The sequence below is a fragment of the Streptomyces sp. NPDC102258 genome, from assembly GCF_055584685.1.
Window position 1 is genome coordinate 227299 of record NZ_JBVJLO010000002.1, and the last position, 14568, is coordinate 241866.

16 protein-coding genes are annotated in these 14568 nt (G+C 72.4%); 10 read left to right on the forward strand and 6 right to left on the reverse strand.

Annotated features, from left to right (window positions below):
- On the forward strand, window positions 1-1488 hold the full coding sequence (locus tag ACZ6ZT_RS04205) for an LVIVD repeat-containing protein (RefSeq protein ID WP_469715352.1): 1488 nt from the start codon (window positions 1-3) through the stop codon (window positions 1486-1488).
- A gap of 12 nt (window positions 1489-1500) precedes the next feature.
- On the opposite strand, the gene ACZ6ZT_RS04210 is transcribed toward ACZ6ZT_RS04205, so the two are convergent.
- The 3 genes from ACZ6ZT_RS04210 to ACZ6ZT_RS04220 form a co-directional block, all read right to left on the reverse strand.
- Entirely contained in the window at window positions 1501-2127 is a 627-nt protein-coding gene (locus ACZ6ZT_RS04210; protein ID WP_469715353.1) for a TetR/AcrR family transcriptional regulator, read from the reverse strand.
- A 117-nt stretch (window positions 2128-2244) separates the two neighbouring features.
- Entirely contained in the window at window positions 2245-3180 is a 936-nt protein-coding gene (locus ACZ6ZT_RS04215; RefSeq protein WP_469715354.1) for a M56 family metallopeptidase, read from the reverse strand.
- A 91-nt stretch (window positions 3181-3271) separates the two neighbouring features.
- Complete coding sequence (locus ACZ6ZT_RS04220; RefSeq protein WP_469715356.1) at window positions 3272-3865, reverse strand: DUF5134 domain-containing protein; 594 nt, start codon at window positions 3863-3865, stop codon at window positions 3272-3274.
- A 218-nt stretch (window positions 3866-4083) separates the two neighbouring features.
- On the opposite strand from ACZ6ZT_RS04220, the gene ACZ6ZT_RS04225 reads away from it, so the two are divergent.
- Entirely contained in the window at window positions 4084-4623 is a 540-nt protein-coding gene (locus ACZ6ZT_RS04225) for a GNAT family N-acetyltransferase (RefSeq protein WP_469715357.1), read from the forward strand.
- 28 nt (window positions 4624-4651) lie between these two features.
- On the opposite strand, the gene ACZ6ZT_RS04230 is transcribed toward ACZ6ZT_RS04225, so the two are convergent.
- Both ACZ6ZT_RS04230 and ACZ6ZT_RS04235 read right to left on the reverse strand, forming a co-directional pair.
- Complete coding sequence (locus ACZ6ZT_RS04230) at window positions 4652-5335, reverse strand: glycerophosphodiester phosphodiesterase (RefSeq protein WP_469715359.1); 684 nt, start codon at window positions 5333-5335, stop codon at window positions 4652-4654.
- Window positions 5336-5526: 191 nt separating this feature from the next.
- A complete protein-coding gene (locus tag ACZ6ZT_RS04235) occupies window positions 5527-6171 on the reverse strand; it encodes a PadR family transcriptional regulator (protein WP_469715360.1) in 645 nt (214 codons plus the stop codon).
- A 49-nt stretch (window positions 6172-6220) separates the two neighbouring features.
- Between ACZ6ZT_RS04235 and ACZ6ZT_RS04240 the strand changes: the two genes are divergently transcribed.
- From ACZ6ZT_RS04240 to ACZ6ZT_RS04260, 5 genes are all read left to right on the forward strand, one after another.
- On the forward strand, window positions 6221-7354 hold the full coding sequence (locus ACZ6ZT_RS04240) for an LLM class flavin-dependent oxidoreductase (protein WP_469715361.1): 1134 nt from the start codon (window positions 6221-6223) through the stop codon (window positions 7352-7354).
- 149 nt (window positions 7355-7503) lie between these two features.
- Window positions 7504-8910, forward strand: a complete 1407-nt coding sequence (locus ACZ6ZT_RS04245) for a DUF6421 family protein (protein WP_469715362.1) — start codon at window positions 7504-7506, stop codon at window positions 8908-8910.
- A 26-nt stretch (window positions 8911-8936) separates the two neighbouring features.
- Window positions 8937-9701, forward strand: a complete 765-nt coding sequence (locus tag ACZ6ZT_RS04250) for an SDR family NAD(P)-dependent oxidoreductase (protein WP_469715363.1) — start codon at window positions 8937-8939, stop codon at window positions 9699-9701.
- Window positions 9680-10777 carry a threonine aldolase family protein gene (locus ACZ6ZT_RS04255; protein WP_469715364.1) on the forward strand — a complete coding sequence of 366 codons (1098 nt, stop codon included), beginning with the start codon at window positions 9680-9682 and terminating at the stop codon, window positions 10775-10777. The genes ACZ6ZT_RS04250 and ACZ6ZT_RS04255 overlap by 22 nt, the downstream gene beginning before the upstream one ends.
- Window positions 10778-10820: 43 nt before the next feature.
- The gene (locus ACZ6ZT_RS04260; protein ID WP_469715366.1) at window positions 10821-11420 is read left to right on the forward strand and encodes a transglutaminase-like domain-containing protein; all 600 of its coding nucleotides are present in this window, start codon (window positions 10821-10823) and stop codon (window positions 11418-11420) included.
- Window positions 11421-11473: 53 nt separating this feature from the next.
- Here the strand turns inward: ACZ6ZT_RS04260 and ACZ6ZT_RS04265 are convergent, their stop codons facing one another.
- Window positions 11474-12196 carry a lysophospholipid acyltransferase family protein gene (locus tag ACZ6ZT_RS04265; RefSeq protein WP_469715367.1) on the reverse strand — a complete coding sequence of 241 codons (723 nt, stop codon included), beginning with the start codon at window positions 12194-12196 and terminating at the stop codon, window positions 11474-11476.
- A gap of 216 nt (window positions 12197-12412) precedes the next feature.
- On the opposite strand from ACZ6ZT_RS04265, the gene ACZ6ZT_RS04270 reads away from it, so the two are divergent.
- The 3 genes from ACZ6ZT_RS04270 (at window position 12413) to ACZ6ZT_RS04280 (ending at window position 14550) form a co-directional block, all read left to right on the forward strand.
- Window positions 12413-12763 carry a thioredoxin family protein gene (locus tag ACZ6ZT_RS04270; RefSeq protein WP_469715368.1) on the forward strand — a complete coding sequence of 117 codons (351 nt, stop codon included), beginning with the start codon at window positions 12413-12415 and terminating at the stop codon, window positions 12761-12763.
- Between the two features lie 262 nt (window positions 12764-13025).
- The gene (locus ACZ6ZT_RS04275; protein ID WP_469715370.1) at window positions 13026-13562 is read left to right on the forward strand and encodes a flavin reductase family protein; all 537 of its coding nucleotides are present in this window, start codon (window positions 13026-13028) and stop codon (window positions 13560-13562) included.
- A gap of 202 nt (window positions 13563-13764) precedes the next feature.
- On the forward strand, window positions 13765-14550 hold the full coding sequence (locus tag ACZ6ZT_RS04280) for an electron transfer flavoprotein subunit beta/FixA family protein (protein WP_469715372.1): 786 nt from the start codon (window positions 13765-13767) through the stop codon (window positions 14548-14550).
- Window positions 14551-14568: the final 18 nt, after the last annotated feature.

Sequence of the window (14568 nt, forward strand, 5' to 3'; positions counted from 1 at the left end):
GTGACCACGTTGCACACCGTCAGAGTGCGCCGCCGCGGTGCGGGGGTGGCCCTGGCCGCCGCCGGACTCCTCACCACGCTCTTGGCCACCGCCGGACCGGCGGCCGCCACCCCCGATCCCGGCGACTTGTCGCCGGGAGCCGGTTCCCGGCAGAGCGCCGGCCCCGCCCCGGACCGCGCACTCGCCCCCGGCGAGATCCCCGGCCAGGACGAGATCGTGCACAGCCGCAACATCACCCCCCTGGCCAACATCCCGAGCGCCGACCCCCACGCGATCAACTCCGACCTGGCCTTCCAGGGGAACTTCGCCTACGCGGGCAACTACGACGGCTTCACGATCTACGACATCGCCAACCCCAAGGCCCCGAAGGTCGTCACCCGGGTCCTGTGCCCCGGCGGCCAGAACGACGTCTCGGTCTCCGGCGACCTGCTCTTCCTCTCCACCGACTCCTCGCGCAGCGACGACTCCTGCACCAGCGTCTCGCAGCCCGCCACGGAGAAGTCCTCGTGGGAGGGCATCAAGATCTTCGACATCAAGGACAAGAAGAACCCCAAGTACGTCAAGTCCGTCGAGACCGCCTGCGGTTCCCACACCCACACGCTGGTGCCGGGCGCCCGCGACCTCTACCTGTACGTCGCCTCGTACTCACCCAGCGAGGCCTTCCCGGACTGCCAGCCCCCGCACGACGGCATCTCGGTCGTCAAGGTGCCCAAGAAGGCCCCGACCCAGGCGGCGGTCGTCGCGTTCCCGGTCCTCTTCCCGGACGGCGGCAACCCGGGCGCGCCCGCCAACCCCGGCGTCTCCAAGACCACTGGCTGCCACGACATCACGGTGCTGCCCTCCAAGAACCTGGCCGCCGGCGCCTGCATGGGCGACGGCATCCTCTTCGACATCAGCCAACCCGAACAGCCCCGCGTCATCGACCGCGTCCAGGACAACGTGAACTTCGCGTTCTGGCACTCGGCGACCTTCAACGAGCGCGCGGACAAGGTGGTCTTCACCGACGAACTGGGCGGCGGCGGCAGTGCCACCTGCAACGAGGCCACCGGCCCCAACCGGGGCGCCGACGGCATCTACGACATCACCGGCCGCGGCGACCAGCGCAAACTGGTCTTCAAGGGCTACTTCAAGATCCCGCGCCAGCAGGCCGATACCGAGAACTGCGTGGCCCACAACGGCTCGCTGATCCCGGTCGGCGGCGGCCGCGACATCATGGTCCAGGCCTGGTACCAGGGCGGCGTCTCCGTGTGGGACTTCACCGACTCCACCCGCCCCAAGGAGATCGGCTACTTCGAGCGCGGCCCGCTGACCACCGACCGGCTCGGTCTCGGCGGCTCCTGGTCGGCGTACTACTACAACGGGCACATCTACTCGAACGACATCGCCAAGGGCCTCGACGTGCTGCGGCTCGACGACTGGCGCACCGACAGCGCGAAGTGGGTACGGATGGACCGGCTCAACGTGCAGAGCCAGCCCGAGTACCACTGACCCCCGCCGCCCCTACGGAAGGGGAAACGTTCCGCCGGGCGGTCCTCCGTCCGGCGGGACCCCCAGCGCCCAGTCCAGCCCGTACCGCTGGAACAGCTCCGCCCGCAGCCGGCACGCCGGCATCGGCGCCCCCGGCAGCAGCACCGCCACCACCGCCCCCATCAGCAGCGCCCGCAGCAGCGGATAGTCCCGGTCCACGTTCCGCGAGCCGTACCGCACCACGGTGTCCCGCAGGAGCGCGGCGAGCCGCTGCTGCTCCGGGCACTGGATGAACCCCTCCGACTGAAGGATCCCCGCCATGTGCGTGCGCATCAGCCGGGGCTGGTCGCGGGCCAGCCCCAGGATCGCGTCGATCGCCCGGGCGAGCCGCTCGCGGCCGTCGTCGCTGCGCGGCTCCCGCTCCAGTCCCGCCTCCAGGGTCAGGTGCATCAGCCGGTGCACGGCCGACTGCAGCAGCTCCCGCTTGCCGGGGAAGTAGTACGAGATCAGGCCACGGGCCGCGCCCGCCCGGTCGGCGATGTCACCGAGCTTGGTGGCCTCGTAACCGCGTTCGGCGACCAGTTCGACGGTCGCCCGCAGCAATCGCTCCCGGGAACGTCTGCGCAATTCTTCATTGACCGATGCGCTGCGCGGGGACATGCTTACTCCTGCGTTGACTGGCTTCGAGCCAATATACTCAGCGCACGGGACCGTCTGCTCGGGGTGACGCGGGGGATCACCCCGAGCAGGCACCCCTCTTCCCCTCACCGGACCGGATTACGCCAGCGCGCTGAGACCCGGTACGAGGGCCACCGCCAGCGGCACCGCCGGAACCAGCGTGGCCAGCGCCGTCAGCCGCAGCCGCCGGCCCGCCGACAGCCGGGGTACGGGCGACAGCAGCCGCCGCACCCGCTGGGGGACGTGCGCCTGCGTCGGGCAGGGCCCGAAGACGCCCCGGTCCTCGTTCAGCCCGACCAGGGCCAGGGCGATCGTGAGGCGCCCGTACCGCCGCGAGGCCACGTCGTCGGCGGCCAGCTCCACCAGCCGGTGCATCTCCGCCTCGAACGCCGCGAACACCGGCACTTGCGGGAACCCCTGCGCCAGCGCCCGCGAGCAGTGCAGCAGCCAGTCGTGCCGCGCCGCCACGTGCCCCTGCTCGTGCGCCAGCACCGCGTCCAGCTGGCTGCCCTTGAGCCGGCCCAGGGCCGCCGTGGTCACCACCAGCCGCGGCGTCGCCCCCGGCTGCCACCAGGCTTCCGGACGCGGCCCCTCCAGCACCACCAGCCGTGCGGCCGCCGGGTCCTCGCCGGGCAACAGCGGCGCCCGCAGCAGCAGTTCGGCCCCGCTCGTACGCCGCCGGGCCCGCGCCCGCAGCACCTCCCGGGCCAGCATCGCGCCGGTCCACAGGCCCCCGCCGGCCAGTGCCAGGGCGGTACCGGCGGCCCAGGGCCCGCCCGCCGCACCCAGCGCGTACGCGTCCACCACCCCGTGCGGGGCCGCCGCGAACAGCCCGCCGCGCACGGCCTGCCAGGCGGCTGCCGCGCTCAGCAGCATCGACAGCGCGAGGCACAGCAGGGTCGCGCCCACCACGCACTGCCACGCCCACAGGGCGACGACGGGTTCACGGTCGGGCCACTGGGCCCGGGCCAGCAGGCGGGGCGCGAGGACCGCGGTCAGCGCGCCGAGCATCAGGAGGGCGGCGGGGACCATCATGTCCGCCAGCCTATGAGCGCCGGTCCGCCCACGGGTACGGTCCCGGGACATTGGTGACGCAGGACACGTCCCGCCCGCTCCCGGCGGCGCCTCACATGGTCAGCAGCATCGCCAACATCCCCGTCCCCATCGCGAGTCGGCAGGCCCGCGTCAGGTCGCCGGCCCGCCCGGCGCCCGCGTCCGGCCCCCGTACGGCGAGCGCCCCCGGGAGCGGGCCGCCGCCCGCCGTCACCAGCCGGGCCCCGCCCAGCAGCACGTACCCCGCGTAGTAGAGGAGCAGCGCCCCCGTCACCAGCGGCAGACCCGTCCCGCCGTGACCGTGACCGTACCCGTGTCCCGCCCCGGCGGCCGGCTCCAGCGCCAGGTACGCCATCGCCAGCGAGCCGACCAGGTGGTGCGCGTGGTGGGCCCCGTCGCGCAGCAGCCACAGGGCGTGCACCGCCGCCCCGCAGAAGACGGCCAGCAGGATCTGCGGCCCCCAGGCGCCGGTCCCGGACGGCCACGCCATCGCCGCCATCCCGAGTCCCATCACCGCCTCGCCCGCGGCCGCGCCGCGCGCCGCCCGGTCCGCTCTGCGCGCCCGCAGCAGACAGTACGTACCGCTCACGGCGCAGACGAGGACGAGCAGCCAGGCGGAGATGGCGGCGGCGGAGAAGGGGGAGAGGGGCATAGCGGGTCCGTGCACGGCGGAACCTCCCGGTTCGTCGGCTTCACCGGAAGGAATGCCCGCCGGGCGGCCCTCTCACGCCGCCCGGCGGCGCCCTCGTCCCGCCCCGGCGGCGCCCTCGTCCCGCCCCGGCGGTGGCCCGTCCCGCCCCGGCGCCGGCCCCACCTCGCCCCGCGTTAGGCTCATGTCCGCCGCATGCGGCACACCCGTGCCGCCGCACCGAACGGAGCTCCCCGATGCCGACCGCCGACTCCGCCGCCCTGAGCTACCGCAGCGCCGTGGAGGCCGATGTCCCGGAGCTGGTCACCCTGGTCGAGTCCGCCTACCGGGGGGACGCCAGCCGGGCCGGCTGGACCACCGAGGCCGACTTCCTCGACGGGCAGCGCACCGACCCCGACGGCGTCCGCCAGGTCATCGCCAACCCGGACGGGATCCTCCTCGTCGTGGAGCGGGCCGGCGAGCTGATCGCCTGCTGCCAGCTCGAACACCGGGGCGACCACGCCTACTTCGGCATGTTCGCCGTCCGCCCCGGCCTCCAGGGCGGCGGCCTCGGCAAGGAGATCATGGCCGAGGCCGAGCGCCGCGCTCGCGAGACCTGGGGCGCCAAGGAGATGCGGATGACGGTGGTCAACGTACGGGAGGAGCTCATCGCCTACTACGTGCGCCGCGGCTACGAGCGCACCGGCGAGCTGAGCCCCTTCCCCTACGGCGACGAGCGCTTCGGCGTGCCGCTCCGCGACGACCTGGCCTTCGAGCTGCTCGTCAAGGCCCTCTGAAGGACCCCCTTCTTCCGCGCGCGGCGGCTCACGCCGTGAAGCGGCCCGTGCTGCGGATCTCAGGGAAGTCGGTGGCCGCCCCGTCCAGTTGCAGGGCCCGCGCCAGCCGCAGCTGATCGAGCGTGTTGACCGTCCAGCCCGTCACCCGCAGCCCGGCCGCGTGCGCCGCCTCCACCGTCTCCAGGGCGATCCGGCGGATGTCGAGGGCCAGGCTCCGCGCGCCCGCGGCCAGGGCCAGTTCCACGACGCCCTCCCGGTCCCCGGCCACCCGCAGGACCGTCCGGACACCCGGGGCCCGCCCGGCGACCGAGGCCAGCAGGCCCCCGTCCTCGGAGGCCACCTCCACCCGGGAGGTCAGGTCGCGGGCCACGATCAGCTCCGCGAGGGCCTGGGCGGCGCCCTGGTCGTGCACCGTCACCTGGAGCGGGACCCGGACGGCGTCCAGCACCTCCTCCAGGACCGGTACGCGTTCGCCCTCGCCGGCGTCGAGCCCGCGCAGTTCGGCCAGGGTCAGGTCGGCGACGGCGCCCGCGCCGTCGGTGGTGCGGGCCACGTCGGCGTCGTGCAGGACGACGAGGGCGCCGTCCTTGCTGAGGCGGACGTCCAGTGCGAGGGCGTCCATCCCGCAGCGTTCCGCGCGGACGAACGACCGCAGGGTGTTCTCCGGTTCGACGCCCATGACCCCGCGGTGACCGATGGTGAGGAAAGTCAAGGTTCTCTCGCTTCCGTCGACGGCGGCTCGGCGCGCGGTCGCGGACGTCCCGTCCGGCCGTGCGCGGTGAGGACGCATGCTAGTGGGCCGCGGTCGCGAGGGGACCGGTCGTGCGGGGCCTCGCGGAAGCTCCCCGGCCGCTTCCCGCCGGGGTCGTGCGCGCCCTCCGGCGCCGGGGCGGCCGTGCCGCGTCACCCGGGGGTGGGCGCGTCCCCACCGGCTTGACGGAGGTCCTCGGCGGGCGCGCCGGCCCCGCCGGTGCGGGCCCCCGCCTCGGCGAGGTCCGCCAGCAAGGCGTCGGCCAGTTCCAGTTCCGCCAGGTGTTGGCGCTCGCTCCAGCGCAGCGCGAGGGCGGGGAAGGCCCACTCCGGGGCCTGCGCCGCGTGCGTCATGGCCACGCGTACGCAGGCCAGCTCGGCCAGGGTCCGCTCGCGGTGCTCCTCCACCATCGCGCACAGCCGCTCCGGCTCGGAGAGGTGCCCCAGCCAGATCCGCAGCAGCAGCCCGTGCTTGAGCACCGGCGGGCCCGCCTCCGCGGTGTCGCCCGCCCAGCCGGCGAGGGCCGCGCGTCCCGCGTCGGTGATGGCGTACCGGCGCTTGGCGCGGGCCTCCTCGGGCCCCGAGCGCGCGGAGGCCGCGTAACCGAGGTCCTCCAGCCGCCGCAGTTCCGCGTAGATCTGGCTGATGGCGGGCGACCAGTAGAAGAAGCGCAGGGAGGAGTCCGCCCACTTCTTCAGCTCGTAGCCGGTGCGCTCGCCGGGGAACGACAGGAGGCCGAGGACCGCCCACGCGGTCGGCGGAAGCTCTTGCTTGTTCGACGTCTGACTACTAGTCATATTTCGAATAGAAGTGAGTCCGGGCAGTGGACGCGACCCTGGAGGCATCGTGAAGTTCTCCGTCATTTTCGAGGCTCAGCTCGCCGACCCGACCGTCGAGCGCGAGCACCAGGTGATCCGCGACTGCGTCGAGCAGGCGGTGCTCGCCGAACGCATGGGGTTCGACCGGATCTGGGCCGTCGAGCACCACTCCCTGAAGTGGTACTCCCATTTGTCGGCCCCGGAAATTTTGCTTACCTGGATCGCGGCCCGGACGCACACCATACGCATCGGGCACGGCGTCGTGTGCATGCCCTTCCACTTCAACCACCCGGTCCGGGTCGCCGAGCGCGCCGCCATGCTCGACCTGCTCTCCGGGGGGCGCCTCGACCTCGGGGGCGGGCGCGGCGGCACCGAGCAGGAGACCTCGCTGTGCGGGGTGGACCGGGAGCGCACCACCGCCGAGGTGGAGGAGGCGCTGCGGATCATCGGCAAGGCCTGGCGGGAGGAGGAGCTGGAACACCACGGACCGCTGCTGGACATCGCCCCGCACCCGGTCCTGCCGCGCCCGGCGCAGACCCCGCACCCGCCGCTCTTCCTGGCGTGCAGCCGGGCCGAGACCCTGGTGAGCGCCGCCGAGCTGGGCGTGGGCGCGCTGGTGATGGGCTTCGCCGGGCCGGAGGCGGTCGCCGGGATGCGGGCCGCGTACGACGCCGCGCGGGCGGCGCGGGACGGGAGCCGGTTCGTGTCCACGGTCGTCAACGATCACTTCTCGGTGCTCTGCCCGACGATTGTGCTCGACGACCCCGAGGAGGCCCGGCGGATCGGGATCCGGGGGCAGCGGTTCTTCGCGCAGGCCATCGGCCACTGGTACGGGGGCGCCGGCGTCCCGGACGAGGCGGTGGTCGCGGGCGCCGACGAGGCGGCCGAGCTGCGCCGAGCCGCCGAGCAGGTCGTCGCCCGGCTGCACGAGCTGGACATCCCGGTCCGGCCGGCCGCCACCGCCACCTTCCACGCCGACCACGCGTACGGGAGCGCGGAGGAGGCCATCGCGTACGTGGAGCGGCTGCGGCAGGCGGGCGCGGACGAGGTGATGTGTCTGATCCAGATGGGGACGGTGCCGCAGGAGGCCTGTCTGGAAACCCTGCGCCAGTGGGGGGAGAAGGTGATCCCGCACTTCTCGGGAACCCCTCGGGCCGTCTAGGCGGAGTGGTGGCCTCCACCCGGAACAACGGGAAGAATTTCGGTGGAGCGGGGGGTCGTGCAGGATAATTTCCCGGGTTAACTCTTGAGGTCGAGACCCTTGCATGCATACGCTGTCTTGACGTGAGGTTCTCCTGTGGAGGAAGTGACATGACGGAAACTCTTGTGCCGGGTGCCGGCGGTGCCGTGATAACCGCTGGGGCGCGGGTGGTCGACCACCCCGCGTGGCCCGAGCTCAAGGCCGCCGTGGAGGAGATCCGCCCCTGGCAGGCCAAGGACGGCTCGATCGACTTCGAGGCCGAGGGCGCCCCCGCGCCGGACGACGTCCGGGCCGCCGTGGAGCGGATCGCCGCGGCCGTCGAGGTGCTGTCCCCGCTGCTGCCGCACGCCAAGGCGTACCACCGGGCGCTCGTCGCCGACCTGCGCAAGTGGGTGGCCGACGGCTTCCGCGTGCCGGACTTCCTCGACTCCCTGCTGGCCTTCCACCCGGCCGCCGGGCGCGAGGACGGGCTCCAGCACCTCGTGGTCTTCCCGATGTACACCCAGAACGGCAACCTCGACCGCAACTTCGAGGCCGTCGTGCTGAAGCTGGTGTGGCCCGAGTGGCTCTCCGAGCTGGAGCGCACCCGGTACGACAACCCGCTGTTCCTCGGCATCACCTTCGAGGACTTCACCCCGGGCTACGACACCCACTCCGCCGTGCTCTTCCCGGAGACCATCGCCGTGCGCGAGGCCCCCGAGCGCTTCACCTGGGGCGGCATCTTCTGCGACCGCGAGGCGGCCCGCTACCGCAAGGTCACCGCGGCGGCCGTCGACATCCTCGGCATCGACCTGCCCGAGGACATCGCCCGCATGGTCGAGGACCAGGAGCGCTGCGAGAAGGCCTTCGTTCTGTGGGACATGGTCCACGACCGCACCCACAGCCACGGCGACCTGCCGTTCGACCCCTTCATGATCAAGCAGCGCCAGCCGTTCTGGATGTACGGCCTGGAGGAGCTGCGCTGTGACCTCACCGCCTTCAAGGAGGCCGTGAAGCTGGAGTCCGAGGGCAACGAGCACGGCCGTGACGTCCAGTACGCCGTCCTCTTCGACCGGATGTTCCGCTTCCCCGTCTCCGGCGACCGCAACCGCAACTACGACGGTCTCGGCGGCCAGCTGCTCTTCGCGTACCTCCACAAGCACGACGTCGTGCGCTGGACGGACAACAAGCTGAAGATCGACTGGATGCGCGCCCCGCAGGTCACCAACCAGCTGTGCGCCGAGATCGAGGACCTCTACCGCGCGGGCATCGACCGCCCGAAGCTGGTCCACTGGTTCAAGGCCTACGAACTGGTCTCCACCTACCTCGCCCCCCACCCGGGCTCCAAGTGGGCCAAGGGCCCCGACGCCCTCGACCTGACGCAGCCGCCCCGCAAGCTCGTCGACGACGTGCTCGCGGACGAGTTTCCGCTCAGCATGTTCTACGAGGCCCTCGCCAAGAAGCTCAAGGGCGTGATCGCCTCGACCCGGGGTATCACCGCCCTGAACGCGGACACGGCCGAGCGGGCCGCCGCGTGAACACTCGCCCTCAGGAGGCTGCACGGATGAACGGCTCCGGGAACGGCAACGGCGGCAAGCTCCACGGAGCGGTGGTGGCGGTGGCCGGGGCCGGCGGCCCCGCAGGCCGCGCCGCCCTGCTCCGCCTCGCCGAGGCGGGCGCGGTGGTCGTCGCCTCCGACGCCGACCCGGCCCGCCTCGCGGAGGCCGTCGACGCGGCCCGCTACGCCCACGGCGGTGCCTCCGTCACCGGTGACACGGTGGACCTGCTCGACCTGGAGGCCACCAAGGCCTGGGCCGAGCGCACCGAGAAGGAGTTCGGCCGGATCGACGGGGTCGTCCACCTCGTCGGCGGCTGGCGCGGCAGCAAGACCTTCACCGACGTCGACCTCGCGGACTGGGACTTCCTGGAGAAGCTCCTCGTCCGCACCGTCCAGCACACCTCGCTCGCCTTCCACGACGGCCTGCTGCGCAGCGACCGTGGCCGGTACGTGCTGATCAGCCAGTCCGGCGCGCACAAGCCGGTCGCCAACAACGCCGCGTACAACGCGGGCAAGGCGGCCGCCGAGGCCTGGACCCTCGCCATGGCGGACTCGTTCCGCAAGGCGGGGGGCGAGGACGGCCCCGGCGCGGCGGCTGCGATCCTGGTCATCAAGGCACTGGTGCACGACGCGATGCGCGCCGAGCGTCCCAATGCGAAGTTCGCGGGCTTCACCGACGTCAAGGAGCTGGCCGAGGCCATCGCCGGCGTGTGGGAGCGGTCCGCCCCCGATGTGAACGGACAGCGTCTGTGGCTGACCCCGCAACCGTGAGGACCGAGACCGGCAAGACCGACGCCCGGCGCCACCACGACCCGGCCGTGCGCGGGTTCGCCAGCGACAACTACGCCGGCGTGCACCCCGAGGTGCTCGCCGCCGTCGCGCTCGCCAACGGCGGCCATCAGGTCTCGTACGGCGAGGACGAGTACACCGAGCACCTGCAGAAGATCTTCCGCAGCCACTTCGGCCCGTACGCCGAGACCTTCCCGGTCTTCAACGGCACCGGCGCCAACGTCACCGCCCTCCAGGCGATGACCGACCGCTGGGGTGCGGTCATCTGCGCCAAGAGCGCCCACATCAACGTGGACGAGGGCGGCGCGCCCGAGCGGATGGCGGGGCTCAAGCTGCTCGCCGTGCCCACCCCGGACGGCAAGCTCACCCCCGAGCTGATCGACCAGGAGGCCTGGGGCTTCGACGACGAGCACCGGGCGATGCCGCAGGTCGTCTCGATCACGCAGAACACCGAGCTCGGCACGGTGTACACCCCGGACGAGATCAGGGCCATCTGCGAGCACGCCCACGGCCTCGGCATGAAGGTGCACCTCGACGGCGCCCGCATAGCCAACGCCGCGGCCTCGCTCGACGTGCCGATGCGCACCTTCACCAATGCGGTCGGGGTGGACGTGCTCTCGTACGGCGGCACGAAGAACGGCATGATGTTCGGCGAGGCCGTGGTCGTGCTCAACCCGGACGCGGTCCGGCAGATGAAGCACATCCGCAAGATGTCGATGCAGCTCGCCTCGAAGATGCGGTTCGTGTCGGTGCAGCTCGAAGCGCTGCTCGCGAAGGACCTGTGGCTGCGCAACGCCCGCCACGCCAACGCGATGGCGCAGCGGCTCGCGGCGGGCGTGCGCGAGACCGACGGGGTGGAGATCCTCTACCCGGTGCAGGCCAACGCCGTCTTCGCGCGGCTGCCGCACGAGGTCACGCGCCGGCTCCAGCGGCGCTACCGCTTCTACTTCTGGGACGAGGCGGCCGGTGACGTCCGCTGGATGTGCGGCTTCGACACCCAGGAAGAGGACGTGGACGGCTTCCTCCAGGCGCTGAAGGAAGAGCTCGCCCGCGGCTAATTCGATAGTCATGCGGATCGCCGCATAGGTATGCTCCTGGATCATGGAATTGATCCAGGAGCATTCCGACGTCGCCGCCTACCTCGTGGCGAACGCCGCCGTCGACCATGACCACCCCTACGTCCGCGCGACCGCCGACGCCCTCTGGACGGCCACCGGCGAGCCCCTCGCCTACGCCGAAGCCGCCTTCGCGTTCGTCCGCGACGCCGTCACGCACTCCGCCGACGGGGACGACGACCGCGTCCCCTGGCGGGCCTCCGAGGTGCTGCTCACGCGGACCGGCATCTGTTACGCCAAGTCCCACGCCCTCGCCGCCCTGCTGCGCGCCCGGGGCATCCCGGCCGCCCTCTGCTACCAGCGCCTCACCGAGGACGACGGCTCGGACCCGGTCGTCCACGGCCTCGTGGCCCTGCGCCCGCCCGGCGCCGAGCGGTGGTCCCGCGTCGACGCGCGCGGCAACAAGCCCGGCGTCGACGCCCGGTTCAGCCTCGACCGGGAACGACTCGCCTTCCCCGTCCGGCCGGAACTGGGCGAGTGCGACTACCCGGAACTGCGCGCCGCCCCGCACCCCGCCACGCTCAGGGCGCTCCAGGAGTCCGCGGACCGGCGGGAGTTGTGGCGGAACCTGCCGACCGCCCTGTAGGGAACCCCGCCGCCCCGCCCGGGGTGGTAAGGCGGCCGGGCCGGCCGGCTCGGTCAGCCGGCTTCCTTGACCTGCGCCGCCGTGGGGGCGGTGCCGCCCAGGTGAGCCGGCAGCCACCAGGAGTCCTCCGGGCCCTTGGGCCTGGCCGGGTACGCGGCCTGCGCCGCCTCCAGCAGCTCCTGCACGCGCTCGCGCAGGCGGCGGGTGATGGCGCCCGCGAACTGGTCGGCCGGGGCCTCCATCGGCTCGCCGATCCGCATCGTCACCGGGATGTGGCTGCGCTTGAGGTCCTTGGGCCGGCCCTTGGTCCACAGCCGCTGGGTGCCCCAGAGCGCCACCGGGATCAATGGGACCCCGGCCTCCTGCGCCATGCGCGCGGCACCCGACTTGAAGGTCTTGAGGGTGAAGGACTGGGAGATCGTCGCCTCCGGGAACACCCCGATGATCTCGCCGGAGCGCAGCGCGTCCAGCGCGTGCTGGTACGCGGCCTCACCCTGCTTGCGGTCCACCGGGATGTGCTTCATCGCCCGCATCAGCGGCCCGGAGACCTTGTGGCGGAACACCGACTCCTTGGCCATGAAACGGACCAGGCGCTTTTGCGGGCGCGCGGTCAGGCCCGCGAAGATGAAGTCGAGGTAGCCGATGTGGTTCGACACCAGGACCGCCCCGCCCTTGCGCGGGATGTTCTCGGTGCCCTTCATGTCGATCCGGATGTCCAGCGCGCGGAACAGGGTGTGCGCGGCGCCGATCACTGGGGGGTAGACGAGCTCAGCCATGGTGGGGAGACCCCGCTTTCTGCCTGGGGAGGTGCTCCCGGCCGGAAGTTACGGCGGCGTAGGTACGCGACCATGGGGATCGTGCCCCAAACACGGCCCGCTGACCAGTTCAGCGGGCCCTGCCCGGGGAGATTCTCGTCACGCGGGGAATGCGCGACGCCCGGCGGGTGCTGCGATCAGGGTACGTACACACGGACGGAGCAGAGGGGAGCGGGCGTGCCTGGGCGCGAAGGGGACGGACACGCGACGGCCGGGCTGGGTCCGCTGGGCGCGGCGGAGCTGGGCGGCGAACCGGGGGAGCGGGCCAGTCTGGTCCAGTTCTCCAGCGCCTTCTGCCAGCCCTGCCGGGCCACGCGCCGGATCCTCGCCGAGGTCGCCGCCCTGGTGGACGGGGTGGCCCACATCGAGATCGACGCCGAGCGCAACCTCGGGCTCGTGCGCGCCCTCGGCATCGAGAAGACCCCGACCGTGCTCGTCCTGGACGCCGCCGGGCACATCGTCCGGCGCGCGGAGGGCATGCCCCGCAAGGCGGACGTCATCGCGGCCCTCGGGGCCGCGGTCTTGTGACGGGTGCGCCGGTGCGTACGCCCGCACGCGGCGTGACGCGCCTGACATCTGACCGGCACGGCTTGACTGTGTACACGGGAGATCGCCAGGCTGGCGGCATGCGGTATGAACTCCTGCTTTACGGGCGGGTCCACGTGGACCTCGTCCGCCACGCGAGCGCGCGCTGTCGGGATCACTGAACGCCTCCGAGCACCGACCCCGGACCCCGGCCCCCGGACCCCCGACCGTGCCCGCGACTCCCGCGGCAGAAGGAAGCCCTCCCATGACGGCCCCGACGCTCCCGACGGCCCCGTTCACCCCCTCCTCCGGCGACGGCGTGCTGCCCGGATCGCCCGACCTGCTCCGCTCCGTCTTCCGCCGGCACGCCGCCGGGGTCGCCGTGATCACCGCGGAGCGGGACGGCCGCCCCGCCGGCTTCACCGCGACGTCGCTGAACTCCGTCTCCGCGGAACCGCCGCTGCTCTCGTTCACCATCGGCACGGGCTCCTCCAGCTGGCCCGCCGTACGGGACTCGGCGCACCTCGGCGTGCACATACTCGGCGAGCACCAGCGGGAGCTGGCCGGTCTCTTCGCGCGCAGCGGGGCCGACCGCTTCGGCTCCGGAACCGGGTGGGCGCGGGGGCCGCACGGGGTGCCGCTCCTGGACGGGGTGCTGGCGTGGCTGGTGTGCCGGGTGGTGGCCAGGGTGCCCGCCGGGGAGCACCGCGTCATCATCGCGGAGGCGGTGGCCGGGGACCCGGCCGGCGAGGGCCGGCCCCTCCTCTACCACCAGGGACGCTTCAACGCGTTGCGCGACTGAATCGTCCCTGCTGGGGCGGGTTCGGGCGGCGTTGGCCAGATCACAGTCCGGCTGCCTTGCAACCTGCGGGGACCCGCTGTGTACTGACGAGTAACATTCCCTTCGGAGCGCGGGCCGCCCCGACCGGGATCAGCCCCAGAAGGCGCCTATGCTGCCTGCACAAGGCGGTATCAGTAAAAGACGATGCGGTAGGAGAGTCGGCGTGAGCCTGAGGATCGTTGTCTGTGTGAAGTATGTGCCCGACGCCACCGGTGACCGGCACTTCGCCGATGACCTGACCGTGGACCGCGACGACGTCGACGGCCTGCTGTCGGAGCTCGACGAGTACGCCGTCGAGCAGGCGCTGCAGATCGCCGACGAGGCGGACGACGCGGAGATCACCGTCCTGACGGTCGGCCCCGAGGACGCCAAGGACGCGCTGCGCAAGGCCCTGTCGATGGGCGCCGACAAGGCCATCCACGTCGAGGACGACGACCTGCACGGCAGCGACGTCATGGGCACCTCGCTGGTGCTCGCCAAGGCGATCGAGAAGGCCGGCTACGACCTGGTCATCACCGGTATGGCCTCGACCGACGGCACCATGGGCGTCCTCCCGGCGATCCTGGCCGAACGCCTGGGCGTCCCGCAGGTCACCCTGCTGTCCGAGGTCAAGGTCGAGGACGGCACCGTCACCGGCCGCCGCGACGGCGACTCCGCCAGCGAGCAGCTGGAGGCCTCCCTCCCCGCGGTCGTCTCCGTGACCGACCAGTCGGGCGAGGCCCGCTACCCCTCCTTCAAGGGCATCATGGCCGCCAAGAAGAAGCCGGTGGAGTCCTGGGACCTGGAGGAGCTGGACATCGAGTCCGACGAGGTCGGTCTCGAAGGCTCCTGGACCGCGGTCGACTCCGCGGCGCAGCGCCCGGCCCGCACCGCCGGCACCGTCGTCAAGGACGAGGGCGAGGGCGGCAAGCAGCTGGCCGAGTTCCTGGCCGGCCAGAAGTTCATCTAGAACTTCAGCCCTCCCTCA

What these genes read in the sequence shown, in the direction of transcription:
- ACZ6ZT_RS04235 (WP_469715360.1), bottom strand. Translation starts at nt 6,171, where the DNA reads ATGACTAGTAGTCAGACGTCGAACAAGCAAGAGCTTCCGCCGACCGCG.
- ACZ6ZT_RS04210 (WP_469715353.1), bottom strand. Translation starts at nt 2,127, where the DNA reads ATGTCCCCGCGCAGCGCATCGGTCAATGAAGAATTGCGCAGACGTTCC.
- ACZ6ZT_RS04275 (WP_469715370.1), top strand. Translation starts at nt 13,026, where the DNA reads ATGACGGCCCCGACGCTCCCGACGGCCCCGTTCACCCCCTCCTCCGGC.
- ACZ6ZT_RS04265 (WP_469715367.1), bottom strand. Translation starts at nt 12,196, where the DNA reads ATGGCTGAGCTCGTCTACCCCCCAGTGATCGGCGCCGCGCACACCCTG.
- ACZ6ZT_RS04215 (WP_469715354.1), bottom strand. Translation starts at nt 3,180, where the DNA reads ATGATGGTCCCCGCCGCCCTCCTGATGCTCGGCGCGCTGACCGCGGTC.
- ACZ6ZT_RS04245 (WP_469715362.1), top strand. Translation starts at nt 7,504, where the DNA reads ATGACGGAAACTCTTGTGCCGGGTGCCGGCGGTGCCGTGATAACCGCT.
- ACZ6ZT_RS04225 (WP_469715357.1), top strand. Translation starts at nt 4,084, where the DNA reads ATGCCGACCGCCGACTCCGCCGCCCTGAGCTACCGCAGCGCCGTGGAG.
- ACZ6ZT_RS04260 (WP_469715366.1), top strand. Translation starts at nt 10,821, where the DNA reads ATGGAATTGATCCAGGAGCATTCCGACGTCGCCGCCTACCTCGTGGCG.
- ACZ6ZT_RS04250 (WP_469715363.1), top strand. Translation starts at nt 8,937, where the DNA reads ATGAACGGCTCCGGGAACGGCAACGGCGGCAAGCTCCACGGAGCGGTG.